The sequence below is a fragment of the Microbispora sp. GKU 823 genome (genome assembly GCF_002027145.1).
GTDB lineage: Bacteria > Actinomycetota > Actinomycetes > Streptosporangiales > Streptosporangiaceae > Microbispora > Microbispora siamensis.
The window spans coordinates 1-26392 of sequence record NZ_MWJN01000121.1; the positions used below are offsets into that span (position 1 = coordinate 1).

Annotated in this window: 23 protein-coding genes and 1 pseudogene; 11 read left to right on the forward strand and 13 right to left on the reverse strand. The window is 72.9% G+C overall.

The genetic code is table 11. From position 1 onward, the window contains the following. Positions 1 to 290: 290 nt before the first annotated feature. The 4 genes and pseudogenes from B1L11_RS53030 to B1L11_RS38500 all read left to right on the forward strand — a co-directional run. Positions 291 to 1175 (forward strand): annotated as a pseudogene (locus B1L11_RS53030) (FtsK/SpoIIIE domain-containing protein); the annotation flags it as partial. A 571-nt stretch (positions 1176 to 1746) separates the two neighbouring features. Further along, positions 1747 to 2754 (forward strand): FtsK/SpoIIIE domain-containing protein, encoded by a 1008-nt coding sequence (locus B1L11_RS53035; protein ID WP_256863252.1) that lies wholly within the window; start codon positions 1747 to 1749, stop codon positions 2752 to 2754. After that, positions 2721 to 3329, forward strand: a complete 609-nt coding sequence (locus B1L11_RS53040; protein ID WP_256863253.1) for a hypothetical protein — start codon at positions 2721 to 2723, stop codon at positions 3327 to 3329. The genes B1L11_RS53035 and B1L11_RS53040 overlap by 34 nt, the downstream gene beginning before the upstream one ends. A 47-nt stretch (positions 3330 to 3376) precedes the next feature. Beyond that, entirely contained in the window at positions 3377 to 3652 is a 276-nt protein-coding gene (locus B1L11_RS38500) for an N-acetyltransferase (RefSeq protein ID WP_218671561.1), read from the forward strand. A 96-nt stretch (positions 3653 to 3748) separates the two neighbouring features. Here the strand turns inward: B1L11_RS38500 and B1L11_RS38505 are convergent, their stop codons facing one another. Then, the gene (locus B1L11_RS38505) at positions 3749 to 4021 is read right to left on the reverse strand and encodes a WXG100 family type VII secretion target (RefSeq protein ID WP_079320176.1); all 273 of its coding nucleotides are present in this window, start codon (positions 4019 to 4021) and stop codon (positions 3749 to 3751) included. A 293-nt stretch (positions 4022 to 4314) separates the two neighbouring features. Between B1L11_RS38505 and B1L11_RS38510 the strand changes: the two genes are divergently transcribed. Beyond that, the gene (locus tag B1L11_RS38510; RefSeq protein WP_079320177.1) at positions 4315 to 5448 is read left to right on the forward strand and encodes a 50S ribosomal protein L11 methyltransferase; all 1134 of its coding nucleotides are present in this window, start codon (positions 4315 to 4317) and stop codon (positions 5446 to 5448) included. Positions 5449 to 5660: 212 nt separating this feature from the next. Next, entirely contained in the window at positions 5661 to 7073 is a 1413-nt protein-coding gene (eccB, locus tag B1L11_RS38515) for a type VII secretion protein EccB (RefSeq protein WP_079320178.1), read from the forward strand. 1 nt (position 7074) lies between these two features. Here eccB and B1L11_RS38520 read toward each other — a convergent pair whose 3' ends face one another. The 8 genes from B1L11_RS38520 to B1L11_RS38555 form a co-directional block, all read right to left on the reverse strand. After that, positions 7075 to 7617 (reverse strand): hypothetical protein, encoded by a 543-nt coding sequence (locus B1L11_RS38520; RefSeq protein WP_218671563.1) that lies wholly within the window; start codon positions 7615 to 7617, stop codon positions 7075 to 7077. Positions 7618 to 7627: 10 nt separating this feature from the next. Next, positions 7628 to 8137: a hypothetical protein gene (locus B1L11_RS38525; protein WP_079320180.1), complete on the reverse strand. Its 510-nt coding sequence runs from the start codon at positions 8135 to 8137 to the stop codon at positions 7628 to 7630. Then, positions 8137 to 8931 (reverse strand): hypothetical protein, encoded by a 795-nt coding sequence (locus tag B1L11_RS38530; RefSeq protein ID WP_079320181.1) that lies wholly within the window; start codon positions 8929 to 8931, stop codon positions 8137 to 8139. The genes B1L11_RS38525 and B1L11_RS38530 overlap by 1 nt, the downstream gene beginning before the upstream one ends. Positions 8932 to 12509: 3578 nt before the next feature. Continuing rightward, entirely contained in the window at positions 12510 to 15896 is a 3387-nt protein-coding gene (locus B1L11_RS38535) for a hypothetical protein (RefSeq protein ID WP_079320182.1), read from the reverse strand. Further along, on the reverse strand, positions 15836 to 17869 hold the full coding sequence (locus B1L11_RS38540; protein WP_079320183.1) for a hypothetical protein: 2034 nt from the start codon (positions 17867 to 17869) through the stop codon (positions 15836 to 15838). Before B1L11_RS38540 ends, B1L11_RS38535 begins: the two co-directional genes overlap by 61 nt. A gap of 2 nt (positions 17870 to 17871) precedes the next feature. Beyond that, positions 17872 to 18222 (reverse strand): hypothetical protein, encoded by a 351-nt coding sequence (locus B1L11_RS38545; protein WP_079320184.1) that lies wholly within the window; start codon positions 18220 to 18222, stop codon positions 17872 to 17874. Between the two features lie 154 nt (positions 18223 to 18376). After that, positions 18377 to 18799 carry a YbaB/EbfC family nucleoid-associated protein gene (locus B1L11_RS38550; RefSeq protein ID WP_079320185.1) on the reverse strand — a complete coding sequence of 141 codons (423 nt, stop codon included), beginning with the start codon at positions 18797 to 18799 and terminating at the stop codon, positions 18377 to 18379. A gap of 18 nt (positions 18800 to 18817) precedes the next feature. Then, positions 18818 to 19684, reverse strand: a complete 867-nt coding sequence (locus tag B1L11_RS38555; protein ID WP_256863254.1) for an AraC family transcriptional regulator — start codon at positions 19682 to 19684, stop codon at positions 18818 to 18820. A 99-nt stretch (positions 19685 to 19783) separates the two neighbouring features. On the opposite strand from B1L11_RS38555, the gene B1L11_RS38560 reads away from it, so the two are divergent. Further along, positions 19784 to 20164, forward strand: a complete 381-nt coding sequence (locus B1L11_RS38560; RefSeq protein ID WP_079320186.1) for a cupin domain-containing protein — start codon at positions 19784 to 19786, stop codon at positions 20162 to 20164. A 117-nt stretch (positions 20165 to 20281) separates the two neighbouring features. Here the strand turns inward: B1L11_RS38560 and B1L11_RS38565 are convergent, their stop codons facing one another. From B1L11_RS38565 to B1L11_RS38585, 4 genes are read right to left on the reverse strand one after another with little or no spacing between them, the layout of a single operon-like run. After that, positions 20282 to 20620: a hypothetical protein gene (locus tag B1L11_RS38565; RefSeq protein WP_079320187.1), complete on the reverse strand. Its 339-nt coding sequence runs from the start codon at positions 20618 to 20620 to the stop codon at positions 20282 to 20284. A gap of 34 nt (positions 20621 to 20654) precedes the next feature. Beyond that, complete coding sequence (locus B1L11_RS38575) at positions 20655 to 21941, reverse strand: SseB family protein (protein ID WP_256863255.1); 1287 nt, start codon at positions 21939 to 21941, stop codon at positions 20655 to 20657. A gap of 14 nt (positions 21942 to 21955) precedes the next feature. Beyond that, positions 21956 to 22723, reverse strand: coding sequence for a hypothetical protein (locus B1L11_RS38580; protein WP_079320188.1), 768 nt, complete (start codon positions 22721 to 22723; stop codon positions 21956 to 21958). Positions 22724 to 22726: 3 nt separating this feature from the next. Continuing rightward, complete coding sequence (locus B1L11_RS38585; RefSeq protein WP_079320189.1) at positions 22727 to 23875, reverse strand: hypothetical protein; 1149 nt, start codon at positions 23873 to 23875, stop codon at positions 22727 to 22729. A 239-nt stretch (positions 23876 to 24114) separates the two neighbouring features. On the opposite strand from B1L11_RS38585, the gene B1L11_RS38590 reads away from it, so the two are divergent. The 4 genes from B1L11_RS38590 to B1L11_RS38605 all read left to right on the forward strand — a co-directional run. Then, positions 24115 to 24465 (forward strand): WXG100 family type VII secretion target, encoded by a 351-nt coding sequence (locus B1L11_RS38590; protein WP_143737861.1) that lies wholly within the window; start codon positions 24115 to 24117, stop codon positions 24463 to 24465. Positions 24466 to 24504: 39 nt separating this feature from the next. After that, positions 24505 to 24804, forward strand: a complete 300-nt coding sequence (locus B1L11_RS38595; protein WP_079320191.1) for a WXG100 family type VII secretion target — start codon at positions 24505 to 24507, stop codon at positions 24802 to 24804. 79 nt (positions 24805 to 24883) lie between these two features. After that, positions 24884 to 25246 (forward strand): hypothetical protein, encoded by a 363-nt coding sequence (locus tag B1L11_RS38600; RefSeq protein ID WP_143737862.1) that lies wholly within the window; start codon positions 24884 to 24886, stop codon positions 25244 to 25246. A gap of 27 nt (positions 25247 to 25273) precedes the next feature. Continuing rightward, positions 25274 to 26392: WXG100 family type VII secretion target (locus B1L11_RS38605; protein WP_143737863.1), on the forward strand; the 1119-nt coding region annotated here is incomplete at its 3' end.

Genomic DNA, 26392 nt, shown 5'->3' on the forward strand with positions numbered 1-26392 from the left:
TGTCGTCCGACTGCGCCGCGCTCGTCGGCGCCGACCCCGAGGCCGCCGCGCGCCGGGTCGCCGAACTCGCCGCCCTGGTGACGGAACGGCTCGACGCCGAGAACGGCTCGGGGCCCTACCCGGGGGTGCCGCGCGGCACCCGCCTGTCCGGTGGCCCGGCCGGCTGGGACGACCTGGGGCGCGCGAGCGGCAACCGGCCGGCCGAGCCGGCCTTCGCGGCCTACGACGAGCGGCCGTTCGACGTGCTCGTCGTGCTCGACGGCGCGCAGGTGCTGCGCGGCCTGCCCGGCATGCCGCAGGTGCTGCGGCAGGGCCCGCGCGCCGGGGTCTACACGATCGCCATCGACGACGACGAACGACTGCTGCCCGAGGAGTGCGCGACGGTCGTGTCCTGCGACCGCGAGGGCGGGGTGCGCCTCCACGGCGGCGGGCTCGACCCGATCACCGGCATCCGCGCCGACCGGGTCTCGCCGTCCTGGGCAGAACGCCTGGCCCGCGCGCTGGCCCCGCTGCGCGACGTGAGCCGCGACGACCCCTCGGCCGCCCTGCCCGACGCGGTCCGCCTGCTCGACCTGCTTGAGGTGTCCCTCGACCCCGCCGCGCTCGCCGAGCGGCAGGGCCGTACGACCCGGGCCCTGATCGGCGTGGGGCCGGAAGGCCCGTTCGAGGTGGACCTGAGCAGGGACGGGCCGCACGCCCTGGTCGCGGGCACGACCGGCGCGGGCAAGTCGGAGCTGCTCCAGACGCTGATCTGCTCGCTCGCGGTGGCCAACCGGCCCGACGAGATGACGTTCGTGCTGATCGACTACAAGGGCGGCGCGGCCTTCAAGGAGTGCGTACGGCTCCCGCACACGGTCGGCATGGTGAGCGACCTCGACGGCCACCTGACCCAGCGGGCCCTGTCGTCGCTGGCCGCCGAGATCCGGCGCAGGGAGCGCCTGCTGCTGGACGCGGGGGCCAAGGACATCGAGGACTACCAGCGGGCGCGCGGCGCCACCTGGGTGCTCGGCGCGGGCGGCGTCCGGCGGGCGCGCGGCGGCGGAATCTTCGCCGCCCCGGTGCCGGAGAGCGCCGGGAGCAAGGACCTGCCCCCGCTGCCCCGGCTCGTGCTGATCATCGACGAGTTCGCCGCCCTGGTCGCGGAGCTGCCCGACTTCGTGGAGGGGCTGGTCGACATCGCGCGCAGGGGCCGCTCGCTCGGCATCCACCTGATCCTCGCCACGCAGCGGCCCGGCGGCGTGGTGACCGCCGACATCCAGGCCAACACCTCGCTCAGGATCGCGCTGCGGGTCACCGACGCCAACGAGTCGGCCGACGTCATCGACGTGCCGGACGCCGCCCACATCTCGCGGACGACGCCCGGCCGCTGCTACGTGCGGGCCGGCTCCGCAGCGCCCGTGGCGGTGCAGACCGCCAGGATCGGCGGCCGCACCCCACACCCGCGCAGTGCGGGAGCGGCCGACGCGGGAGAGGACGTCCGGGTGCTCGACCTGCCCTGGCAGGCGCTCGGCCATCCGCTGCCCGCTCCGCCCGCCCAGACGGCGAGCGGCACCGACCTGGCCCTGCTCGTGGACGCGCTGCGGGAGGCCGGGAGCGACGTGCCCCGGCAGCCGAGCCCGTGGCTGCCGCCGCTGCCCGACCAGGTCGTCCTCGACGTCGGGATCGCGGGCTCCCCCGGCGGCCTGCTCGCGGGCGCCGCGCCGTACCGGCCGGGGGGCCGAGGAGGTGCCGCCGCTGCCGTTCGGCGTGACGGACCTGCCGTGGGAGCAGGGCCGGCGCCCGCTCACGCTCGACCCGCGGCACGGCGGCCACCTGCTGATCGCGGGCGGCGCGCGCAGCGGCAGGTCCAGCGCGCTGCGGACGATCGCGGGCTCGATCGCGGCCGGCGCCTCCCCCGAGGACGTGCACGTCCACGCCGTCGACTGCGGGTCGGGCGCGCTGCTGCCGCTGGTCGCGCTGCCGCACTGCGGGGCGGTCGTCACCCGCGACCAGCTCGACCGGGTGGAGCGCCTGCTGACCCGCCTGCGCGCGGAGGTCGGGCGCCGCCAGCACCTGCTGGCCGAGGCCGGGTACGCCTCGCTGGCCGAGGCCCGCGCCGCCGCCCGGTCGCGGGCCGCGCGTGACCGGGCGGGCGTGGGCGCGCTGCCCTGGCTGGTGCTGCTCGTGGACCGCTGGGAGGGGTACGTCGCCGCATTCGAGAACTACGACTACGGGCGGCTGGTCGACGCCATGCTGCAACTGCTGCGGGAGGGACCGGCCGTGGGGCTGCGGGCCGTGGTCACCTCCGACCGGTCGGGCCTGCTCGGGCAGATCTCGACCGTCTTCGAGGACCGGCTCGTGCTGCGGCTCGCCGACCCCGCCGACTACGGGCTCGCCGGGCTGCCGATGCGCGACCTGCCGAGCGTCATGCCTCCGGGCAGGGCCCTGGCCGTGGGCGAGCACGGCCTCGTGGAGAGCCAGATCGCGCTGCTGTGCGACGATCCCTCCGGCCCCGCGCAGGTGGCCGTCCTGCAGGAGCTCGCCCGTACGGCGGCGGCGCGGTTCGGCGGCGCGGACACCCCCGGGAAGTGGGCCTGGCCGTCGGAGCCGCCGCTGCGGGTGGACGCGCTGCGATGCGGATCACGGCGAGCCAGGCGCTCGACCTGGCGCCGTCGCACGAGCCGCCGTCGGCCCTGTGGGCGCTGCTCGGCGCGGGCGGCGACGCCCTCACCCCGATGGGCGTGGACCTGCAGGGCCAGGGACCGGCCGCCGTGATCGCCGGACCGCCGCGCTCGGGACGGTCGTCCGCGCTGGTCACGGCGGCGCGCTCGCTGCTCGACCGGGGCACGCCCGTGCTCGTCGTGACCCCGCGCCGCAGCCCGCTGCGCGACCTCGCCGGGGCTCCGGGGGTGCTCGCCGTGCTGGACGGCAACGCCAGAAGCGTGACCGGGGGCGGCGCCGACGACTTCGGCGGCCTGCCGGGCGCGCTCGACCCGCTCGCGCTGGTCGCCGGGCACGAGCGCTACGTGGTGGCCGTGGACGATGCCGAGCTCATCTCGCCCGACTCCGCGCTCGGCCTGGCCCTGGACGAGATCCTGCGCACCGGGCGGGACGGCGAGCACGGTTTGCTCGTCGCCGGGGCCACGGGCGACCTGGCGACGGCCTACCGGGGGTTCGCGGCCGAGGCGCGCAAGGGCAGGACCGGCCTGCTGCTCAACGTGCAGAGCCCCGCCGACGGCGACCTGTTCGCCGTACGGCTGCCGCGCGGCGCCGTCGGCGGGCCTCCCGGGCGGGGCCTGCTGGTCGTCTCGGGCACCGCGACCCCGATCCAGGCCGCGGTGCCGGATTGAGCCGCAGGGCTTGTCGGGAGCGCTCCCACCCTGTCAGCCTGCTCGGCATGATCGTGCGCATCAGGCCCTACCAGGACACGGACAGGGACGCCCTCTACGACATCTGCGTCCGCACCGCCGACGCCGGGCACGGCCGCGCGCTGATGACGGCCTTCCTCCACGCCCTCGCGGCGAAGGGCGTACCCGCCGTGCACCTGAGCATGCTCACCGTCAACACCCGCGCCCGCGCCTTCTACGACCGGCTGGGCTTCCACGAGATCCCGGTGCCCGACCCCGGCCCCGTCACCTATCTCGGCCGCTCGACCGAACCGCCGGTGACATGAGGCCGCCGGTCACATGATCAGGCCGGTCACATGAGAAGGCCGCCGTACCGCCATGGCACTCATGGCGGTACGGCGGCCGGCGGCTGCGAGTGCCGGTCAGCGGGTGGCGGACTCGATGTTGCCGCGGTAGGTCGTGATGACCCGGGAGGCCTCGTTGAGCTCTTCCGCCATACGCTGGAACGCCGCCCGGTAGCTCTGCCAGGCGTCGTGGAAGCGCTGCGCGCCGGGGCCGGTCCAGGCGGTGCCGACCTTGGCCGCCTCACGGTCGAGGTTGGCCATCGTGGCGCGAACCTGGTCCGCCTGCTGGCTGAACTGCGCGGCCATGCTCTGCATCTCCGCGGGGTCGCCGCCGAGCAAGCTGTTACCCATTCAGTCACTCCTTCATCGACAAAGGGGCCGCCCTCACCGTAAATCGTTTGTCAATCTTGTGAACCCCTTATGCCGAGCGGCTATATCGAAGGCCGGGAGAATCTGGCTTTTCCGCCGTTCTATTCCCCTTTTTCCTAACGCCCGAAAGCCAGGACGAGCGTCGGCGAGCTGTGCGGGCAGTGCGGCAACGGCCCCGCCGCCGTCGTGACGCTCCCCCCACTCGCCCTGACCGGGGAATCGCTCTCCGCGTCGGGCGACAACAACGACTGCTCCCCCGAGTCAAACTGATGGCCATGGACTGGCATCCCTACGCGCACGCGCTTGCCGGCCGAGTCACCCATCCGGGGTCGCGGTGGCGCGACGCCGTCGCCCACACTCCACGTCACCTGTTCGTGCCCGCCTGGTGGGCGTGGAGCGACAGCCACTGGGAGGCGCAGCACGGCCCGTCCGAGGAGGCGGCCTGGCTGGATGCCGCCTACCGGGACCGCACGCTCGTCACGAAGATCGGCACGCTGCATGCCGACCACGCCGAGGCGACCGACGAGCCGACCGGCCGGCCGACCTCATCCAGCACCCTGCCGACCCTGGTGCTGCAGATGTACCGCCACGCCCGCATCGGCGAGAAGAACACCGTGCTGGACGTCGGCACCGGCTCCGGGTACGGCACCGCCCTGCTGTGCCAGCTGCTCGGCGAGGAGCAGGTGGCCAGCATCGACGTGGACGACTACGTCACCACCGTGGCCGCACGGCGGCTGGCCGACATCGGCTACCACCCGAGAGTCGCGCCGGTCGACGCCACCGGGGACATCCCGTGGACGGCTGATCGGATTGTGGCGATGGTGTCGGTGCGGCCCATTCCGCCGTCATGGCTGGCCGCGCTCAACCCGGGAGGTCGCCTGGTGACGACCATCACCGGCACCTCGCTCATCGTGTCCGCCGTCAAGACGGCGGACGGCGGCGCGGCCGGCGCAGTCGAACGGGACTGGGCGATGTTCATGCGCACCAGGACCGGCGCCGACTACCCGCCGGGCCTGGCCGACCTGATGGAGACCGCGCGCACCGCCGAGGGTGAGCACATCTCCCTCGGCAGGTACCCGGTGCTCGACATCGAGGAGAACGCCTGGGAGTTGCGGTCGATGATGGAGATCATGGCTCCTGGCATCGAGCACGGCTACCGGGAGACCGACGACGCCCGGATCGCGCTCATGGTTCACGAGGACGGCTCGTGGGCACGGGCCGAGCAGATCGGCCGCGACCTACCCAGCGTGCACCAGGGCGGGCCGCGCCGACTGTGGGACGTGCTCGACGAGGCCCGCGACTACTGGCTCCAGCACGGCTCTCTGCCGCTGTACGGCGCTCAGGTGCGCATCGGCCCGGACGGGGCGATCCACCTACGGCGCGGCCGGTGGAAGGCCACGATCGCCTGAAAGCCCCCGCCCACCACGTACGCGGTGGGCGGACAGCCGGTGGCACAGACGTGGCACGCGCGGCACGACGCCCATCCGGCCCACCGATGGCTGCGGCGGGAGATCGGGCACGTCGCGCGGGCCCTGACGGCGAACGGCGATCAGAAGGGAGATCACAAGGGCGCCGGGGATGAATATGCTGGCTCCCATGCCGTCTGACACGGAGAGGTGACGTGCAGACCCGGAAGGACCTCTACCAGGCATACCGGCTGATGCAGCAGCGCCTGGGCCAGGCGCTGCTGCAGGGAGAGCCGGACGTCGCGGAGTCGCCGATGCGGCGGCACACCCTGGCCACCTTCTGCGGGGTCCTGCTGTCGGTGCTCCTGCTCGCCGTCTTCGGGATCTGGGGTGTGATCAAGCCGGGCGGCGCCACCAAGCTCACCCAGCCCGGCCAGCTCCTCGTCGAGCAGGACACCGGCGCGACCTACGTCTACAGCCAGCAGGAGCGCGTGCTGCTTCCCGTGGCGAACTACGTCTCCGCCCGGCTGCTGCTCGACACCGCCGACGTGACGGTGCGTGACGTCTCCGCCGCCTCGCTGGCCGAGCTGCCGCGCGGGCCGCTCGTCGGCATCCCCGGCGCGCCCGACTCGCTGCCGGCCAAGGACAAGCTGGTGCACGGGCCGTGGTCGGTGTGCGTGGTGGACGGTCCCGACGCCACCGGGGCACCGCGGCCGTACGTCACGCTGGTGGGCGGCGTGGACGTCGGCGGCAGGCCGCTCGGCGGCGGCGCCATGGTCGTGGACGACGGCCGGCAGAAGTGGGTGATCTGGGGCGACCGGCGGATGCGGGCGAGCTCCAGCGCGGTGAGCGCCCTGAACGCCCAGCCCCGGAAGGTGCCCGCGACCTGGCTCAACGCCATCCCCGAAGGCCCCGACTTCAGCGGCCCCAAGGTGCCGCACCTGGGCAGGAAGGTCCGGGGGCCCGACGGGAAGGTCACGGCCGCGGTCGGGCAGGTCTTCACCGTGCCCGGCATCGGAGGCGCCCCCGCCCGCTGGTACGTCCTGCTGTCCGACGGCCTCGCGCCGATCACCCTCACCCAGGCCACGCTCATGCTGGCCGACCCGGCCATCAAGGCGGCGTACGGCAAGCGCGCCCCGCGGGCCGTCCCGATCGACGCGGCCACGGCCAACGCGTCGCTCTCCAAGCAGAGCGTGGTGGGCGGCGGGATGCCCGAGACGATGCCCACGATGACCTCCCCCGCCTCCAGCACGCCGCTGTGCGCGGTCTACGCCGGCACCCGCGGCGGCTCGACCCGGGCGACGCTGACCGTCGGCTCCTCGATCGCGATCCCCACGCCCAGGACCCCGGGCGGCCAGGAGACCTTCGACCAGGTGCTGCTCCCGCCGGGGACGGCCGCGGTCGCCGGTCTGCTGCCGGGAGAGGGGCAGCTGGGGTCGATCACGAACTACTTCCTGCTGACGGACCAGGGCCGCAGGTTCGCGGTCGCCTCGGCCGACCTGCTGCCGAAGCTCGGCTACGACGCCTCCGACGCCACGCCGGTGCCCGCGCACCTGCTGCATCTCATCCCGGAGGGCCCGGCGCTCGACCCGGCCGCCGCCCGCGTGCCCGTGCCGCTCGGCAAGTAGGTCAGCCGTTGAGGCGGCGGAAGTCGTCCAAGTTCTGCTGGTAGAACGCGATGTCCTCGGCCAGCCGGTCGCGCAGGAAGCATTCGGGCTCCGCCTCGCGGGCGGCCAGCCCCGCCTCGGTCCAGAACGCCTCCGCGGGCACCTCGTCCTCGCCGGGCGGGATGAACTTGAGCGCCTCCCCCAGCGCGTCCCTGGCCGCCTCCCAGCCGCTCACCACCCGCTGGAAGAGCCTCTCGTCTCCCGGCTCCTCGGTGTACTCCAGGTCGTCGACGAGCGCGCGGCGCGCGTACCCGGCGCCGGCGAGCCGCCACTGGCCGGGGTCGATCAGCTCGGACAGTCCGACGCCGAACCGCTCCCCCTCGTCCCTGGCCTCCGCCTCGCTCGCGTACGGCACGAGCACCTCGACCCCGCCGGACCGGACCGTCCACGCCTCGGGTCCCTCGACCGGCGGCTCCTCCTGACCGGCCTCGTCCACGGTGAGCGCGAGATACAGCCGGGCCTCCGCGAGCGTCCGCGCGTACGGGATCGGCACTGCCTGCTCCATTCCCCTCACTCTAGGCTCCGGCCAGCTCCCGGTAGGTGTCGCGTACGACGAGCAGCCGGTCGAGGCGGAACCGCCCCGGCTCGGCGGCGCGCACGGCCCGTCCCCGCTCCGACCAGAACGCGTCCTCGGGCACCTCGTCCTGCCCGGGCGGGACGAATTTGATCACTTCCTCGACCGCGGCCCGCGCGATCGACAGCGCCTGCCGCTCCCCACCCTCAGGGACGTTGCCCGCCGTCAGGTCGGCCACCCACAGCCACTCGCCGGGGTCCAGCAGCTCGGACGGCTCCGCGCCGCCGAACGTCGGGAAGCCCGTGGGCGTCACCTCCCGTTCCGGGAGTCCGAACAGGTGCTCCCGCTCGGCGCCGCACGCCGCGCACCGCCCCTCGTAACAGGTGACCAACTCCCCCTCGACGCTCGCCAGGCCGCTGTCCCAGTCGGTGTCCGCCGAGCCGCAGGCGCAGGGGTTCAGGTCGAGATAGAGGTGCGCCTCGTCCCTGCTCCTGGCGATCGAGTACGGCATCACACGTTCCTCATCTGTCGCTGTGCCGGGTCCTTCGGTGCGGGGACGGTCTCGTCCTCGTCGTCGGGCGGCTCCCAGCCGGAGGGGTTGCTGAGCCTGCGCATCCGCTCCCACACGTCGAGGACCGGCGCCTGGGGCGGCACGGTGATCCACGGCGGCGGGGGCGCCGCCTGGCCCCGCGCGGCGAGGTCGCGGGCGACCGCCTCGATCTCGTGCCGCAGCCGCGCCCGCTCCTCGTCCGAGGTCGTCGCCCTCCACCGGCGCGACAGGTAGGCGTGCTCGTTGTAGCGGGCGGAGGCACAGGCGTCGTAGCCGGGATCGAGGGCGTTCAGGAAGCGGCGCATCGTCCCCTGCTCCGCCGCCGCCCGCTTCTGCAGGGTGTCGCTGATCTCGTGCAGCAGCACCCGGGCCACCACGTCGGGGGCCAGTCTCGGCGCCAGCCGGATCACGTGCGGGCCGGTGCCCGCGCTGACCTCCGTACGGCCCGGGCGTCCGCCGCCGGGGTCCTCGGGCAGCACGACGAAGCGTTCCGTGCCGAACCTGGCGGTCTCGACCGTGACGACCGTGCCGTCCGGCGTCGCGGTCACGGCGTGGACGCCCCGGCCGAAGTCGGCCGGGCGCAGGTCGGCGACGGCCGCCGGGATCTCGGCGTTCGACAGGTCGGGCAGGTGCGGGGCCCGGCCGTCGGCCACGAACGCGGTCCTGGGGATGGGCTCGGCCGTCACGTTGCCGGCGAGCGGGGCGGTGACGAGGGGGTTGCCGCCCCAGGTGCCGTCCGCGGCCGTCTCGGGCACCGGCCAGCCCGGGTCGGCCGTGCGGGCCGGGCGACGCCGAGGGCGTCGAGCCGTTCACCGATCCGGTCGGCGAACCCGTCGGACCGCCCGCCGTACAGGTCGCGCAGGTCGAGGCCGTGCCGCTCGGCCAGCGCCACCAGGTCGGGCGCACCGAGCCGAGCGCCTCGGCGAAGGACTCGCCGGACAGTTCGCCCGCGGGCGTGGCACGGTAGCGCTCGACGGTGCCGTCGGGCCGCGTGAGATGGAGGTGGACGTCGGCGCCGAGGTCGCGGGCGACCAGCCTCGCCTCCTCCACGAGCGCCATCGGCCCCGGCGCCGTCGCGTTCGCTTGGCCGATGTCGGCGATGATGCCCACCGGCTGCGTCCCCGTCCGTCCTCTCAGCACCTCGGCCATCGCTCTGCTGGGCGCCGCCGGGTCGTACGACGGCTGCCTCGCGGCCAGCGTGCGCACGGTGTCGTGGGAGAAGAAGACGCCGGGGGCGGCCGCCCGCTGCCGGTGGAAGTCCCACAGCGGCCGGGTCACGCCGGCGTCGCGACGTGCCAGCATCTCCTCCAGCGCGTGCTGGAACATGATCAGGTGGGCCGTGCCGGTCGTGCCGTGCGGGATGTCCACGGTCCGCAGCACCGTCTCCGCGCCGTCGCGCGCCACCTGGCGCACCTCGAACCGGAGGTCGAAGTCGACCCGGAACCGCACCTTGGCCCCGGTGCCCTTCTCGAAGACGCTGGTCTCGTCGCGGTTGCCGCCGCTGCCCGAGCTCGACTGCGCGGTCTGGTCGCCGGCGCCGAGGTCGGCGCCGGCGCCCGCGGCGTGCCCCCCCGCTGTACGTGCGGCCGAGCGGCAGCATCTGCCCCCCGGTCGGTGGCCGTGCCGGCGGTGTTCTGCTCGCGGTCGACCTGCCCCAGTTCGGTGTCGTTCAGGCCGAGGGCCACCGGGTCGGGCTCGGAGAGGTCGGCGTGTATCCGCACGTCCACCACCTGGCCGGGTCTGCCCGGCATGGGCAGCCGGATGAGGCGGTGCCCGTCGGGGCCGGTCATCCGCTCCAGCCGGGTCGTGAGCCCGTTCCCGGTGAGCGCCTTGGCCAGCTCGGCGTAGTGCTCCATGGCGGTCGCCCCGCCGAGCAGGTCCGTCCGGGAGAGCCGGTCGAACACGGCGCGCAGCAGCCCGTCGGCCCTGAGCCGCTCGGTCACGAAGACCTCCGGCGGCACGACCCGCCGCACGTCGGGCCGGGCGGGCGGCCGCGCGGCGACCGTGCCCTCCTTCGCCACCATGCCGTCCGGCAGCACCCTGGCCATCGTGCCGTCCAGCGTGGTCTTGCTGGCCGGGGGCACGCTGGTGATCTTGGCGACGGCGCCGCGCAGGCGGCTCGACGTGCGTTCGACCTCGATCGTGACGGTCACCGGATGCTCGACGAGCTGCCCCCCGCGGAACGCCGCCGCACGCTGGATGCGGGTCCGCTGGGTGCCGGTGGATGCCGTGCCGGTGTGCGAGCGGTCGGTGGCGGCCGCGCGGCCGCCGCTGCCGGTGTCCTGTGCCGCGCCGGCGTTCGCGTTGCCGCCGAACGTCTTGCCCGACGACTCGGCGCGGTCCTCCTGCGTGTACGTGTAGTCCTGGAGGATCTGGCCGAAGTTGTGGACGTTTCCGCCGTACGTCGCCTGGTCGCCGTGGAGCACCGCGCTGATCCTGACCGTGACGTCCTCGGTGAGGTGCGGGCCGATCTTGAGGGAGTACGTCTTGACGAAGCCCTCCGGCCCGCTCATGTCGTCGATCTTGCCCCACCAGCGTTTGCCGGCGAAGTCGCCGAACAGGCTGCGCAGCAGGACCGGGTCACGCTTCAGCGCGCCGGGCGCCACCTTGCCGATCTGGTCGAGCACGTGGTCGATCAGGCGGGTCTCCTTGCCGTTCGGGGCTTTGAGGTCGACCGTCTTCACGGTGCTCTCGCCGAGGGAGTCCCGATAGAGGTCGGGGACGTCCACACGGGTGGCGAGGTCCGGCAGCCTGTCGTGCATGCGCTTGAGCCGGTTCCCCTCGGCGGCCACGCTCATCGGAAAGTCCTTGGCGAGCCGTTCGGCGAGCATGTCGCGAGGGTGCTTCTGCTCCAGGTCGGACCGGGGGTGGCCGCCCTTTCGCGCCAGCGCCCGGTCGACCAGGTATCTGCGGACCAGCGGCACCGCCGTACGCGGGTCGAGCCGGAGGTTGCCGTCGAGCAGCCGCGTCACCGCGTCGGCCACCTGGTCGAGGGGCAGCTTGAGCTCGCCCCTGCCGTACAGGTCGAGCGCGTCGCGCTCGGGGAGGGAGTAGACGACGGTCCTGTCCCGTAGCGGCTCGGCGTCGGCCCGCCGGTTTCCCGCCTCGTCCCCGGAAACCGTGATGTCCGCCTTCATCGCGAACACGTAGTGCTTGCCGGTGTCGATGGCCAGCCGTTCCCTGCCCCAGATCGCCGTGTCGGAGATCGAGGAGGACCTGCTCCCCGCCGCGGACCCGCCGACCCCCTCCTTGCCGCCCAACGGGCCGGGCAGGGCCTCGTTCGCGCCCGTCGAGGCGTCCACCGATCGTCCGCCGCGCGTCTCCGTCCGCGTGGTGTGCGCGCCCATCGTGAAGTTGATGTCGCCGATCACCATGTCGGCCGCGGTCACGAACGCCGACTCGCCCGGCCGGGCCGTGATCCACGCCGACGCCCGGTGCGTACGCAGGCCACGCGGGCGAACGGCCAGGGCGGTGCTGTACGTCGTGGCGGGTCTTGCGGGGTCGGCGAGCAGCCACTCCGGGTGGGAGACGAGGTTGCGCATGTTGAACGCCTCGGCGAGGTGGTGGAACGACACCGAGCCCGGCCGCATCGCCTTCGGCAGCACCGACTGGAGGGCGTCGAGCACGCCGGTCCCGTCGACGTGCAGCAGGGTGGCCAGGCTCAGCGCCTCCGAGGACGTCGGGTGGCTGGGCGAGGGCTCGGTCCGGTCCTCGGGCAGCAGGTCGGAGGGCAGCAGCACCCGCATCCACACGTCGTCGCTCTGGGCCAGCGGCGTGACCTTCCCGTTTTCGATCAGGTCCACGATGAGCCGGTGCGGAACCTCGAAGACGGCCGCCGGGGAGGTGCCCTCCATCAGCGTGACCTGGTTGCCCGTGTCGTTGAGTGTCGTGCCGGTCGTGCGCCCCTTGTTCCAGTGGAAGCCCCCCTCGCCGCCGGTCGAGCCGGCCTCGCCCGGCTTCGTCTCCAGGCCGAGTGCGGGGCCGATGTCCCGGGCCCCGCCGCGCGACCGGCTGACCGTGCGGCCGGAGGTCTCCGACGAGATGTCGAGGTCGGCCGGGACGTCGGCGGCGCTGGTGCCCAGGAACTCCTCCTGGCCTGACTGCGTGAACCGGATTCGCACCGTGAAGTGCCGGCTGGCCCGGCCGATGCCCTGGCTGACCAGGTCGAGGAGGATGCCGTCCTGCAAGGCCTGGTCGTAGCCGGTCTGCAAGCGGGCCGGGGAGAACTGCTCGGCCACCTCGATCATGTTGGCGATCTGGCTCGCCCGGGTCAGCGGATCGCGGGACAGACGGCCGTTCCCGTCCGGCAGCAGGCCGAGCGCACGCAGTTGCGTCACGACGTTGGCGCGCGCCTCGTCGAAGTTCCTGACACTCTCCGGCCGCTCGCTGGCCTGGACGAGCGCGGGCCCGGCCCCCGTGATGCCGCCCGCTGCGCCGCGTGACCAGCCGGGCAGCCTGGGCAGGCGGCCCTTCGGCACGCCGGGCTTCGGGTCGTCCCTGAGGCTGCGTCCTTCAGCAGGGCCGACCGGTCGACGGGAAGGCCGTAGCGGTACGCCTGCGGCTCCGGCATGCGGAAAAGGCCCGTGCTACGGCCGCTGAGGGGGGCACGCGGGGCGTCGTCGGTGTTCAACTGCACGGTCACCGTGTGCTCGAGCTCCAGCGTGTACGCCTGGGTGTGACCCGCCCAGCGCTGCACGCTCGGCCGGATGGCCGTGCCGCCCGCGCTCATCGACCGCGACCGCGACCAGGAGCGGCCGAGCCCGCCCGTGAGGCGCGGCGTGGCGGTCTTGTAACCGTCGAGACCGGCGGCGTGGAGCATGTGCTGATCGCCGACGGGAAGCTGGACTCCCGCGGTGCCCTTGACTTCGAAGGACCGGCCGGCGGACCGTGAGCCCGACGCGCCCGAGAACCCCACGCGAAGCCGCTCCAGCCGGTGCTTCCTGCTCGGCGTGCCGACCGGCCGCGCCGTGTCCATCACGACCCGGGTCTTGATCCGCACATGGCCGACCAGCCGCCCGTTGACGGTGATCGGGCGGCGCAGCCCCTCGGGATCGTTGATCGCCTCGCCGAGCCGGGCCGGCAGCTCCTTCGTCATGATCGTGAGGATCTGGTCGCGGGTCATGCCGCCGATCTCGGAGTGGCCGGTCCGCTCCGCGGTGCGCTCGGCGAGGTCCTGCAGCCCGGTCAGCCCGGTGACCGCGTGCTCGGGGAACGGCGTGCGCTGCCACTCCTTTCGCGAGAGCCGGGTGACCTCGACCGGTCCCCGCTGCGCGTGCGTGTGCGGCAGATACACCCGCAGGCTCTGGGCGTCGTCGGCCGTGCCGCTGTCCACGCGCGCCGTCTCGGTGCCGGACGCGGTGCGCAGCTCCACTTCCGCCGAGGCGAGCCCGTCGAGCACCAGCGCCTCGCCCGCGTTGTCCTGCACCGCGCCGGCCAGCGCGAAATCCGACGCGTTGCCGCTGAACGACTCGCTCCTGCCGAAGGTGGCGCCGGCCTTGAACACGCCGAACTTCATCAGCATCCCGAGCCAGTGGACGTCCTGCCACGGCTTGGTCAGGGCGTTCACGTCGAGATTCGGCGCCAGGCGCACCGCACGGTTGGCGGTGGCGGAGGCCGAGCGGCCGCCCTGCGGCAACTGGCCGAGCATCGACTGGGAGTGCCGCACCGGATGGCCGAAGACCTCGACCAGGTCCGTGACCTTCAGCCGCAACCGCAGCTCGGCCCGCGTGCCGCGGCCCACCCGCAGCACCACGCCGTCCTGTGACACCAGCCATCTGAAGTTCGACCGCAACACCTGCGACAGCTCGTCGGGCGCGTAGCGGTGGTCGATCCCGGCGCGTTCGAGCATCTCGTTGACGACCTGCGTGAGCCGTTCGAGATGGGGCAGCCGGCCCGCCGGGGTCCCCTCCGTCATGGCCTCCGGCGACGGCAGGGCGTCCGCCACCGCCTCCTTGTACGCGCTGTGGGCGGCCTCCGCCTCCCGGGCCAGCCGGGCGATCTCCGCGGGCAGCGTGCTTGTACGGCCCGCGGGGAGGGCGTTCAGGGCGTTCTCCAGCGTCTCGTACGCGGTGCGCGCCTCCACCGCCCGCCGCATCGCCCGCGCGTACGCCTCCTTGCTCCGGCGGGCACGCTCGGCGCTCGCCCGGTGGACGTCGCGGTCGGCCAGCGCCTTGCGGCGGCGTTCCTCGGCGCCGCGGTCCTCCTCCCGCGACGCCTTCGCGGCGGCCTCCTCGGCCTTGTTGGCGTCGGCCCTGGCCGCCCTGGTGCTGCCGATCTTCTCCTTGACCGCCTTGAGCAGCTCGTCGGCGGCGTTCGCCATCGTCTCCCGCTGGGTGCGGGCCAGCCCGAGCAGGTCCGCCACCGGATCCGACGCGGACGAATTCTGTGCGGTGGAGGTCTGCGCTGCGGGACCGGACGACGTCGTCGGGGATGCGGCGGACGGCGGCCGGGGCGCCGACCAGGGAGGCTCCGGGGCGAGGTGCCCGAGCCTTTCGATCTCACGCCCGAGCTGCTCGATCTCGTGCGCGATCGCGGGGCGTTCCTGCGCCGGGGCCGCCCGCCACTGCCGGTCCAGGAGCGCGTGCTCGCGATAGCGGGCCGTCACGCAGGCCGTGGCGTCCGGCTCGGCCGTACTGCTCAGGAAGGAGCGGATCACGCCCTGCCGCGGGCCGGACATCCGCTGGAAGACGTCGCTGATCTCGTGCAGCCACACCCGGGGCAGGATGTCGTTCGCCAGGCGCGGCGACAGCCGTACGACATGGGGGTCGCCGGCCGTGCCCGACCGGACCCTGGTCCTGGCGAGGCGGCCGTCGGGCACCCGGCCGATCTCATACCGGAAGTGCTGCGCGCCGCGCCGGCCCGAGTCCACGACGACCGTCTGCTCGCCGGCCGTGCTCAGCCCCGTCACGTCCGGAGCCACGTCGGACGCGTGGAGCGACAGGAAGCCCTGCTCCGCCTCCTGCGGCGACACGTCGGCCAGGTGCGACGGCCTGCCGTCGGCGACGAACAGGCTCCGCGCGATCGGCCGGGCGGTCACCCGGCCACGCCCCCGGGTCGTACGCGGTCCCGGCCGCGTGCCGGACGGCGCCGCCGATGGCCCCGGCGGGTTGGCCGTCTGGCCGGAATTCGTCGCCGGGGCGGTCCCGGTTTTCGAGGAGGACGCGCCGGTGGGAGCAGCGGCGGCCTGGCCTCCGCTCGCCGGGTTGGCCGTCCCATTCGTGCCGTTGGTGGACGGGATCCCGGCGAGGGTCTCGGCGCGGCGGACGATGTCCGCGGCGGTGTCGGAGGAGCGGCCGACGCGAAGGGCGTGGTCGGATCCGCGCGGCGGAACCGCCAGCGCTTCCTCCACGAGTCCGGCCCCCGCGTCGCTCAGCCGGTCGGGCCGCCAGCCGCGTGGGTTGTCCTCCAGCACCTCGCCCGCCACCTCAACCGCGGCGGTGCGGCTGTCCGGCGTCGCATCGGCCAACCGGGCGAGCGCGTCGAGGGCCCCCTCGACCGGGAGGCCCAGGCTCTCCTCGGCGATCCTCGCCCCCAGCAGGGCGGCCGCCTCCGCGCGGAGCCGCGGCGTGTCCACTCCCTCGGCGGCACGGGCCGTGAGCCGATCCGCGAGGACCTTCATGTCCTCGCCCGACAACTGGATCGGCCTTCCGTCAGGACCCGTCAGCCTGGCGCCCCGTCCGTCGCGCAGGAAGAGCACATCGGGCGCGATCGTGAACAGCACATCGGAGACCGCCGTACGAGCCGAAGCGTGCGCCGCGGCGGTGCTTCCGGAAGTGCTGCCGCCGGTCGTCCCCGGAGACGTCGCCGGTGCCGAGGCGGCCGGTGACGCCGCGGCGGCGGACGTGGTGCCACCGGAGGGAGAACCGGACGACGGCGTCCCCGTTGAGACGGCCGGCGTGGGCGTCGCGGTGGGGGTGGCAGGTGTGGACGCGGCGGCCGGGTTGCTTGAGCCGGCCGAACCGGGGTTGGGGGCGCTCGCCACCCGACGCCGGGGCGGGATTCGGCGGTGGCCGGCTGGCCGGACGCGCTCTGCGCTGCCGTCGGCGCCTGACCCGGATTCACGGTGCCCGCACCCGCCGCGTTCGCGGTGCCCGCGTTCGTCGTGCTGCCGGAGCCGGCCGAACCGGGGTTGGCACCGCCCGCGTTGGCGGGACCGGCTGTGCCGGGGTTCGTCGTGCTCGCGGCGGATTGTGCGGGGGACGGCCCGGTGGCGACCGGCTGGCCGGAAGCGCTGGGCGCCGCGCTCGCTGTCTGGGCGGATCCGCCCGGTGTCGTGGGCGCGGGGTGCCCGGCACCGCCGGACGTGGCGGCCGGACCGCCGGAGGGCTGCCCCGAGACGGACGCGGTGCTCGTGCCGCCCGAGCCCGTGGGCCCGCCGCTGCTCGCGGTCTGACCGCCGCCGGCCCCGCCCGTGTGCGCGCCTCCTGAGGGCTGCCCGGCGGTGGGATCCGGAGACGTGCCGGCAAGGGCGCGGGTCAGGTCGGTACGCAGGCTGGTGTCGTGCGCCGAGGCCAGGGCCGTACGCGGGCTGACGACCGCCTCGATCACGTCCGGGTTGAACGGGCTGATCGTGTTCGTACGGCCCGCACCCGACAAGGCGGCCCCGAGCAGCGACTCCCCGTCGGGCATCTCCCACTGGCCGTACACGAGCCCGTTGGCGAGGACGCTCCCGGCCGGGGACGCGATCACGTTGGTCAGTCCGGTCGTCAGCGCCCGGCCGGGGAAGCGCTTGAACGCGTTGCCGAAACCGGGGGCGTCGGTGTTCAGCCTCCTGATCAGGGGCATCCTGTTGACCAGGTTGCTGATCGGGTGCGCGGCCCGCATGCCGACGGCCGCGCCGCCCGCCGCGCCCAGGGCGGCGGCGCTCGTCATCTTCCAGTCCCAGCCGTCGCGGGTGCCCCTCTTCCGCTGTTCGGACTGGGCAAGGGCGTCGCCGGCGATCTCCTCACCGATCTCCTCGAACAGCTCCCTCCCCAGGGGGTTGGCGAGGATGCGGCCGAGCAGGCCGGCCCGGACCGAGGCCAGCACGGTCCCTCTGGCGAGCGCCTGGGCCGCGGCGGGACGGCCCGCGGCGAGGGCGAGCTGTTCGAGGATCTTCTCCATCTCGGCGCGGGCGCGGGCGGCGATCGGCCCGATGAACCGTGTGGAGGTCCCGGCGGAGTAGAAGGCCGCGACGAGCGCGATGAACGTGGCGATCAGCGCGATCCAGAACACCACGTTGTTGGACAACTTCGAATACTGGGTCGAGCGGGCATAGTTGTCGGCCTGCGCGGCGTAGGCGAAGTGATTGTTCGCGACCCCGAGCAGGCCGGACTTCTCCGAGTAGTGCTCGCCGAGCCGGGTCAGGAACGCCTGCATCGACGGGCCCTGCATCCCGCTGAGCACGGCGACGGCGGCGGTTCCCACCGGATCGATGGACTGTACGACGCTCACGGTCGCGGACCGGTGGGCCCGGGCGAGCTGCCACAGCAGGCTCTCGCTCGCCTCGGGCCATGTCTGGCCCGCCGTGAGCAGGGCGACGAGGTCGTCGGCCCAGGCGGGCAGCGACTCGCCCCAGGCGGGGGTGACGTCGACGACCGTGCCGCCGCCGTCGGCGAACTCGGGCAGCCCGTCGCCGGTCGAGGTGACGTCGCCGTTCGTCGTCGTGGCCGGCTTGGCGCCGGAGCCCGTAACCGTCGTGGAGGAGTGCGTCATCGTCAGACCCGCTTCAGGATCTCGCGCACCTCTCTGGCCCTTTCGGCGTCCATTCCGCGGGCGTTCTCGGCGCTGCGCCGTACGGTCGGGCCGAGCTCGACCACCTTCGCGGCGAGTTCCTCACCCTGCTTCATCAGCGTGTCCGGACCGTCGCCCTGCATGTAGGCGGAGCGGAAGGCGGCGCCGGCCGTGTCGTGCCCCCACGGCTCGGCGGCGTTGAGCCGACGGATCTCCCGCAGGCTGGCGGCGTAGCCGCTCTCCGCCTCGGACGACGCGGCGTGCCACTGCGACAGGCCCTTCGCGAGCTGCTGCGGGCGGATGTCGACGTAGTTCACCTCGAACAGCTCGCTCATGCCACCCCTCGCCTGGCGGCTCGGGGTCGCATGAGCGAATCGCGCTGTGCTTATCGATTCGCTCGCTCCGCTCGCTCATGCCACCCCTCGCCTGGCGGCTCGGGGTCGCATGAGCGAATCGCACTGTGCTTGCCGATTCGCTCGCTCCGCTCGCTCATGGGCTCTCCGTCGTCCGCTTCGGCATCTGCATCGACATCTGCTCGAGCACGGCGTCGAGGTCACCGTCGATGTGCGCCCTCATCCGCTCGGCGGGGATGAGCGGCGCGAAGATCTCGACGACCCGGTCCTGGGCCTTGGCCACCGCGGCGTGGATGGTCCGCGTGATGGCGTCGGCCAGGCCGCGCGCGTCCTGCCGCCGGTAGATGCGCGGGTCGAGGTCGAGCCTGATCAGGTCGCCGTTCGCGCCGACGGTGGCCGCCACGAGCCCGTCGCGCGACTTCTCCGTCACCTGCACGGCACGCGCCTTCTCGTGCAGCGCGGGCGCCTCCTCCTGCAGGCGCATGAACGTGGCCCGCAGTTCCTCGGCGTACGCCCGCATTCCGGCGGCGTCCGGCGTCTGTCCCCCGGTCGTGTTCATCACCCCGATCGACCGCGTTCACCCCAATGATGATCTATGTCCAATATCCGGGATTATCACACCTCGCTTTGACATCCGGCTAGTGACGCCTCTGGCGTACCGCGCGGGTGTGGTGCCGACGTGCCGGGTGAAGTGCCGGTTCAGGTGCGCCTGGTCGTGGAATCCCACGCTCGTCGCCACGTCGGCGGGCCGTTGACCGCTCAGCAGGAGCCTGCGCGCCAGTTCGATGCGCTTGCCCGTGAGATAGGCGTGTGGCGGCAGGCCGTACGTCCGCGTGAAGCAGCGGATCAGGTGTGTCGGGTGGGAGTGGAGGACGTCGGCGGCCTCCCGTATCGACAGACCCGCCCGGACCCGGGCGTCCAGCAGTTCGCGCAGCTCCACGGCCAACTGGTGCGCCTCACGGCCGGGTGTCCGATGCCGGAACGCGTCGAGATGGAAGCGCAGTCTCTCCGCGACGAGAAGAAGGCGCGATTCGGCCTCGAGCGCCTCTCCCGGATGACCGACAGCGTGATGCAGTTGGTGGATTCGGTGACGCAGTAGTGGGTCGGCGAGGATCGGAGCGTCCACCGCCCTACCGGTGAGGCGCTCCGGCAGCACCGTGGTGTCCAGGTAGAGCACGCGCTTGCGGAAACCGGCGGCGGTGACGGTCCTGCCGTCATGCCGGACGCCGGGCGGCAGGAGCAGAACGGCGGAAAGATCGGCTGCGGCGTGCCGGCGACGGTCCAGTCCGAAGTCGACCGCGCCGTCATCGAGGATCATCAGGTCCCACGTGTCGTGGGTGTGAGCCGGATAGGCGTGATCGGTGAAGTGCGCGTGGAAGACCTCGGCGATGCCTGGCACCGGCGGCCGCCAGGCCCTGATCGTCGGCGGGCGGTGAGCGATCACGCTAGGAACGTACAAGACGGGCGGCGGTGGAGCGGGCCACGCTCATCACATCCGCCATCGCCCTACCCGGGCGGTGCATGTCCCGAAAGGTGCCACAGGGTGTCCGTTTCCCTCGATCCCGTCAACATCGCCCGCAAGCTCTCCCAATTCGACGAGTTGTGGACGCAGAAGAAGATCGCCGAGCTCAACGACTACGAAGTCAAGCTCGCCAAGCTGAAGGGGGAGTTCGTCTGGCACACCCATCCGGAGACCGACGAGCTGTTCGTGGTGATCAGCGGCCGGCTCACCATCCAGCTCCGGGAAGGGGACGTCGTCCTCGGACCCGGCGAACTCTACGTGGTGCCGCGTGGTGTCGAGCACTGCCCCGTGGCCGAGGAGGAGACGGCCATCATGCTGGTGGAGCCGATCGGGACGCTCAACACCGGTGACACCGAAGGTCCGATGACCAAGGCCGCCGAACCCCTCGAGCAGCTCGGGTAGCGAGAGCCCCCTCATCACCCCGCGAGGGCGTGCCGAGCTGGGCATGGACCGGCCGGACAACGGCGTGGCGCGGAATCTCCACGGTGTGCTCCTCGGAGATGTCGTGAGGGCGGCGGATCACGCGCCGGAGAACCTCTTCGCGAGGTCCCGGGCCCATTGCGCGGCCTTGGCCGCCTGGTCGCCGGTGACGGGCGCGCCGGGCATCCGGCTCAGGCGCTCCACCTGCTCGGCGTAGCGCAGGTGCTCCCGGTGAGCGTGTTCCCGGCAGGCGAGGCAGGTGACGCTTTCCGGACGGACCGAGGTCATCGCATAGGGCACCCGGAGTCCGCACCCGGTGGTGACGACATCCGGCGCGTCGGGCGCGCGCCCCAACGACGACGCGATCAGATTGCGGTAGGCGGCACCGGCCTGCGTCACCTGTCGCTCGACGTGGATGTGCGGATCGGTCTCGCTCATCTGCGTCCGGCCTCCGATCCGAGTCGTCCCGCAATCAGGTTAATGCGCCGAGCCCCAGGTCGAGGGGCTCGGCATGCTCGCGTACCTCGCTCACCTCGGCGCGGGCCACCCAGCGCCGGTGGACGCCCCGCTCGATCCGCTCCATGCCGAGCGCCCGCGCCACCGGCAGCCGCCCGCCGGTGTATTCGAGCAGCAACTCGCCCGCGCGCTCGTCCCGTACGAGGCAGGGGGCGCCACGCCACGCGCACACCCGCGTGACGTGGAAGACGGCCTCGCACTCCTCGGCGGGCACCGACCGCACGAAGCGGCCCGGGGCCCGCTCCTCGAACCCGTCGGCCGGCCCGTCGCCGAGCAGCCGGATCAGCAGCCCGTCGTGTCCCGGGTCGGGATTGGCCGGAAAGCCGGCTCCCCGCCAGCGCGCCCGGTAGCAGCTCGCCGTGGCCTGCGCCGTGGCCTGCACCGGATGCTCGCCGGGCAGCCAGCGGCCGAGGTCGCCGTCGTAGACCGCGCGTACGGTCTCGGTCCCGGCCGCGGTCAGCTCGACGATCTCCGAGCCGTGCGGCAGCCGTACGGCGTCCACCTTGTACTCACGGACCAGGGAGTCCGCGTTCGGCGCGAGGCCCATGCCGGCGAACGGCGGTTCCTCGATGACCCAGCCCGCCACCGCCGCCATGCCCGCCTCGTCGGTCCCGCCGTACGGCGTGCGGTAGAGGTTGAGCCCCACCGTGCGCCACCGCAGCAGGAACAGCGAGCCCTCGCCGCTGAGCAGGCTGTCGTCGGCGCCCCGGCCGAGGGCGTCGGCGAGCACGGCCGGCGTCGCCACGTGCGCGACGTCGAGGGCGTGGTGGCAGTAGCCGGAGACCCGCGACTCCCCCTCTCCGAGGTAGGCCCGCAGGTCGTGCGGCGTCAGCGGCTTCTGCACGACCGGCAGCGCGGGCTCGGGCTCCGCCCTGCGGTCCTGCGCGAGGGTGGGGACCGCGAGCCTGGCGACGGTCCCCGGTTCGAGCAGGAAGCGCACCGGCAGGCCGGGGTTGACGGCGAGGCCCCACCGGGGATCGGGCCAGCCGGCGGCCAGCTCGACCATCGAGGTGATCCTGACCCGCGACCGTCCCGTGGCCGCCCGCATCGCCTCGACCGACGTGTAGGCGGGCAGCCACACCCGGTCGGGCGCGGTGATCGTCGGCCAGGCGGCGTCTCCGTCCGGCGGCACGGGCAGCGCCAGCTCGGTGTCCCTGAGCATGCTCAGGCAGAGCGCGATGTCCCCCGCCTCGTACGCCGCCCCGAGCCCCCGTTCGAACGCGCTCGCGGCCCAGTCCGTCATGGGCTGCCGGTCGGTCACAGGCTGAACGGCGGCAGGAAGGACGGCGCCTTCGTCCCGCCGAGGTCGCCGAGGTCGGGCTGGGGCTCGGTGAGACCACCGGTGGCCGGGTCGAAGGCCACCTTGGCCCTGGTGAGGTCGGGCACGTCGGCGGCGATCGCCGTCATGCCGGGGAACTTCGCGCTGGCCGCGCTGTAGAGATAGCCGGACACGGTGAGGATGCCGGCGACCTTCCAGCTCGTCTTCATCATCGTGCCGACCACCTTCTGCGCCACCTGGCCCAGCCCGACCATCGCCCGCGCCACCATGGGCCGGGTGGCGGCGAAGGTCAGCACCTGGCCCTTGCACGCCTGGCTGAACACGGCGACCGCCATGGCCGAGCCGCCGAGCGACAGGGACACCCAGCTCGCCGCGTCGTAGAGGTCGGCGCCCGAGTCGAGGCTGCCGCTCACGCACTCCCTGCACCTCTCGAAGTTGTCGAGCTGCGTGTTCAGCTCGGCGTGCTTCTCCTTGAGTGTGGCGAGCATCTTCCCCTTCAGATGCCCGTCGGACTCGAGCGCGGTGAACTGCCGGTCCAGGTCCGTACGCAGCGCGGCGATGCCGGCCTGCTTCCCGTCGGCCGAGGGCTCCTCGCGCCACTGGCGCGCTCCCTGCCGCATCGCCTCCGGGTCGGAGATCATCGTCGTCAGCAGCCCCGCCAGCGGCCATCCCGTCCCTTCGATGCGCGCCGCCGCGGCGGCCATGCCGGCGCCCGTGATGAACCTGCCCGTCGCCAGGTCTGCCATCTCCTAGTCCTCCTCCTGCATGCCGAGGACGGCGGGCGCCACGTCTTCTTCGCCGAACCAGGTGCTCTCGTCCTCCGGCACCGCGGGCCCCCGGTGGCGGTCCTTGTCCTCCCCGTTGTTTCCCGCGCCCGCCATGGGGGCGTACGGCACCCCGGGCACCCCGCCGGCTCCGATGCCGCCGCGGCCGGCGCCTTCATAACCGGTGGACGCGCCCGAGCCGTAGCCACCCGAGCCGTAGCCACTCGTGCCGTACCCGCCCGAGCCGGAGCCGCCGGTGCCTGTCCGGGTTCCCGTGGAGTAGTCGGTCGGCCCGTAGCCGCTCGTGCCGAGGTCGGGGAGCGTCGGCACCGTGGGCGGGGCCGGGGTGTGCGCCGAGAGAGCGGTGTCGCCGGGGACGGCCGGCGCCTGGGGGTTCGGCGCGTTCCGGTCGAGCCCGTCGAGGCCGGTGCGGCCGATCCCGTTCCCGTTCAGTCCGTTCGGGTCGAGCCCGCTGCCGCCAAGGCCGTTGCCGTTCGCGCCGTTCGGGTCGCCGGGGCTGGGCAGGTCACCGCCCTTCCCGCCGGGGCCGGGCAGCGTGCTCGGGTCGGGCAGGTCGGGGTGCTTCAGGCTGTCGTCGAGGTCGGTGCCCAGTTTGTCCTTCGGCAGCTTCCAGTCGTTCCCGAGCCCGGAGGGGCCGGTCTTCGGCAGCCCACCGCCGCCGAGCCCCAGTTTCTTGGGGTCGATCCCGGCGCCCTTCGTGCCGCCGCCCAGCCCGTTCAGGCCGCCCTTCCCGGTCTTGCCCGAGCTCTCCTTCTCCCCCTCCTTGGCGTTCTCGACCGCCTTGTCGAGCGCGAGCTTCCAGGAGTCGAGGACGCCCTTGCCCTTCGCCATGGCGTCGGCCGCCTGGTCCCGCAGCTTGCTGTGGACGCCGTTCAGGCCGCCGCCGATGACGCCGAACGTCCCCATGGGCAGGTGGATGTTCTTGATCGCCGCGCTCGTGTCGGACAGGGCCTGCCCGTGACTCGCCACCTGGTTGGCGAACTTCCCGACTTCGGAGTAGCGCATGAAGAACTCGGGGTCGGACAGGCGGGGATCCACCGCGCCGCCGTTCGCTCCCATGGAGGCCGCGAGGCCGGCGAAAGGATTCGTCGCGCCCCCGCTCGTATCGGTCACAGCATCCTCCAGCCGATTCCCGGCAGATTGCGTTTTCAACTACTTACGGCCGAGTCACCACAAAGCTCGCAAAACGTACAAATCTCCTAACCGGCCGTCTGACAAAACCGCAAGAGACGTGACAAAATCTTAATCTCGGACAGCCCCGGCAAGCCCCACACTGATCCATTAATGTGACTTTTGGGTCATCACCCGACCCTCCTGGTCGGGGGAATTCGACAGGATCAGTGGAGGTGACCATGTCGCACTCTGGCGCAAGCCAGGCCCAAGTGAGCCGGCACGACCTGGACGAGGCGATCACCTGGATCGGCGACGCGGCCGAGAACATCCGCGGCATCCAGCGTTACCTGGACAGCGCCGGCGAGAACCTCAAGGTCCACTGGCAGGGCGAGTCGCACCACGCGTTCGACAAGGTGCACCTGCTGTGGCACGAGCGCATGGACGTCATCCTGGGCAGCCTGCAGACCCTCGCGGAGAGCATCAGGGCGAACAACAAGAACTACGCCGAGTTCAACGCCCACGCGACCGCCGAGATCAACAAGATCGAGGCGCTCATCAACCAGGCCCCGCCCGCCTCGTACAGCCGCTGAGCCCGAGACGACCACCAGGAACGGACGGAGAGCGCGACGGTGGACTTCGACATCACAAAGGTCAACTTCAGCGGTCTCGACACGGGCGAGACCGAGTTCCAGAACGCCTTCAACAGGCTGGTCACGGAGCTGGAGAACCTGGAGAACAAGCTCAACACCAAGACCGCGATCTGGCAGGGCAGCGCCAAGGACGCCTACGACCAGACCAGGCGGATCTGGCAGCAGGAGGCCAAGGGCCTGGCGGACATCGTGTCCCTGCTGGCCAAGAACATCAACATCACCAACATGAACATGCAGGACGTGGAGCGGATCAACGCCGCCATGTTCGACGGGAAGTGAGCGGACGTCCGACAGTACGGCCGGCGGCACCGGCGCTCCTCGGCCGGTGCCCGTCACGGCGTTGACGGGAGTGTGACGCATGGCTCGCGACGGTGGCGTGGAGGTCAGCCGCACGGCCCTCAGGAACGCGCGCAAGGACTTCGAGGAGGCGCTGGAACTGCTGGCGCCCGGGGCGTCCAAGCGCGAGGTGACTCCGGTCGCCTTCCCCGAGGGCGGCGCGGTGAAGCGCCTGCTCGCGCGGCGTGAGGCCGTCGGCGGCTTCTGGGAGGCCGCGATGGGTTTCCACACGAGCCTGACCGGCGCCGAGGGCGCGGTCACCGCCGTCTACGCGGAGATCGCCTCGACCCTCGGCATCGCCGCCGAGCGCCTGGAACTGGCGATCAGGAACCTCGACGCCGGGGAGCAGGCGGGCGCGCGGCACGTCGGCGTGGCGGACGTCTAGTCGGACGAGAGCGGTTGAGGAGGCGTCGTGGCCGAGAGGAAGATGCCGATCAGGGCGTCGATCGACGCGTCGGAACCGGGCGTCGTCACGCTGGACGCGTTGCGCACCGCGCTCGAGAAGACCGATCCCGAGCTGATCAGGTCGGCCTCGGGTGAGTTCAAGAGCGTCCACGACAAGCTCAAGACGGTGGTCGAGACGCTCGACAGGCACCTGGACGCGCTCGACAAGCACTGGACGAGCGGCGAGGACGCCAAGCAGGTGAAGGAGCAGCTGCGCCGGCTCAGGGCGTCCACGGCCGCGGTGATGACCGCGATCGTGGACAACTCCCTTCCGGCGGGACAGACGGGACCGCCCTCGCCGCGTGGCGTGGTGCCCGCGCTGGACGTGTACGCCAGCTCCCTCAACCAGTTCAGGGGCGAGAACGTCCCCAAGCCCACGAAGAGCGACGTCGACTGGTACGACGCGGCCATGGAGGCGGGGGCGGTGGGCGCCGCGGGCGGCGCGATCGCGGGCTCTCCCTTCGCGGGCGTCGGGGCCATCCCCGGAGCCGTCATCGGCGGCGTCGGCGGGTTCATCGTGGGCGGCATCGGCGGCGCCATCGGCTCGGTCTTCGGCGACGGCCCCTTCTTCAATCTCTTCGGAGAGTCGAAGGAGGAGAAGGACATGAAGGCGGCCGAGGAGCACCTCAAGAAGCTCACGCAGGCGACGCAGACCGCCAACGCGCTCTTCCCCGCGTCGCTCGACACCGACGTGCCGAAGTTCGACATGACGCCCCCGGCGTACACGCCGGTGACCGGCCCAGGGGGAACCCTCCCGAACGGGACGCTTCCCACGGACGTGCGGGGATGGCAGAACCCCGCCTCGCTCGGCGACCTCGGCACGGGCTCCGGCCCGGACGGCGTGAACGGCCTGGGCGACGGCGGCTTCCCGGGCTGGAACGGCTCCGGCGATCCGTATGGACCGGGCGGCACGGGCGTCCCCGGAGCCGGGATCGGCAACGGCGGAGGACTGGACGGCGACGGGCCGGGCGGCGACCTGAACGGCGGTCTCGGCGGCGCGGGCGCCGGCGGCTCCGCAGGCACCGGCGCGAACGGCACGCGGCTGAACGACTCCGGGCTCGACGGCGCCGGCCACGGCACCAGCCTC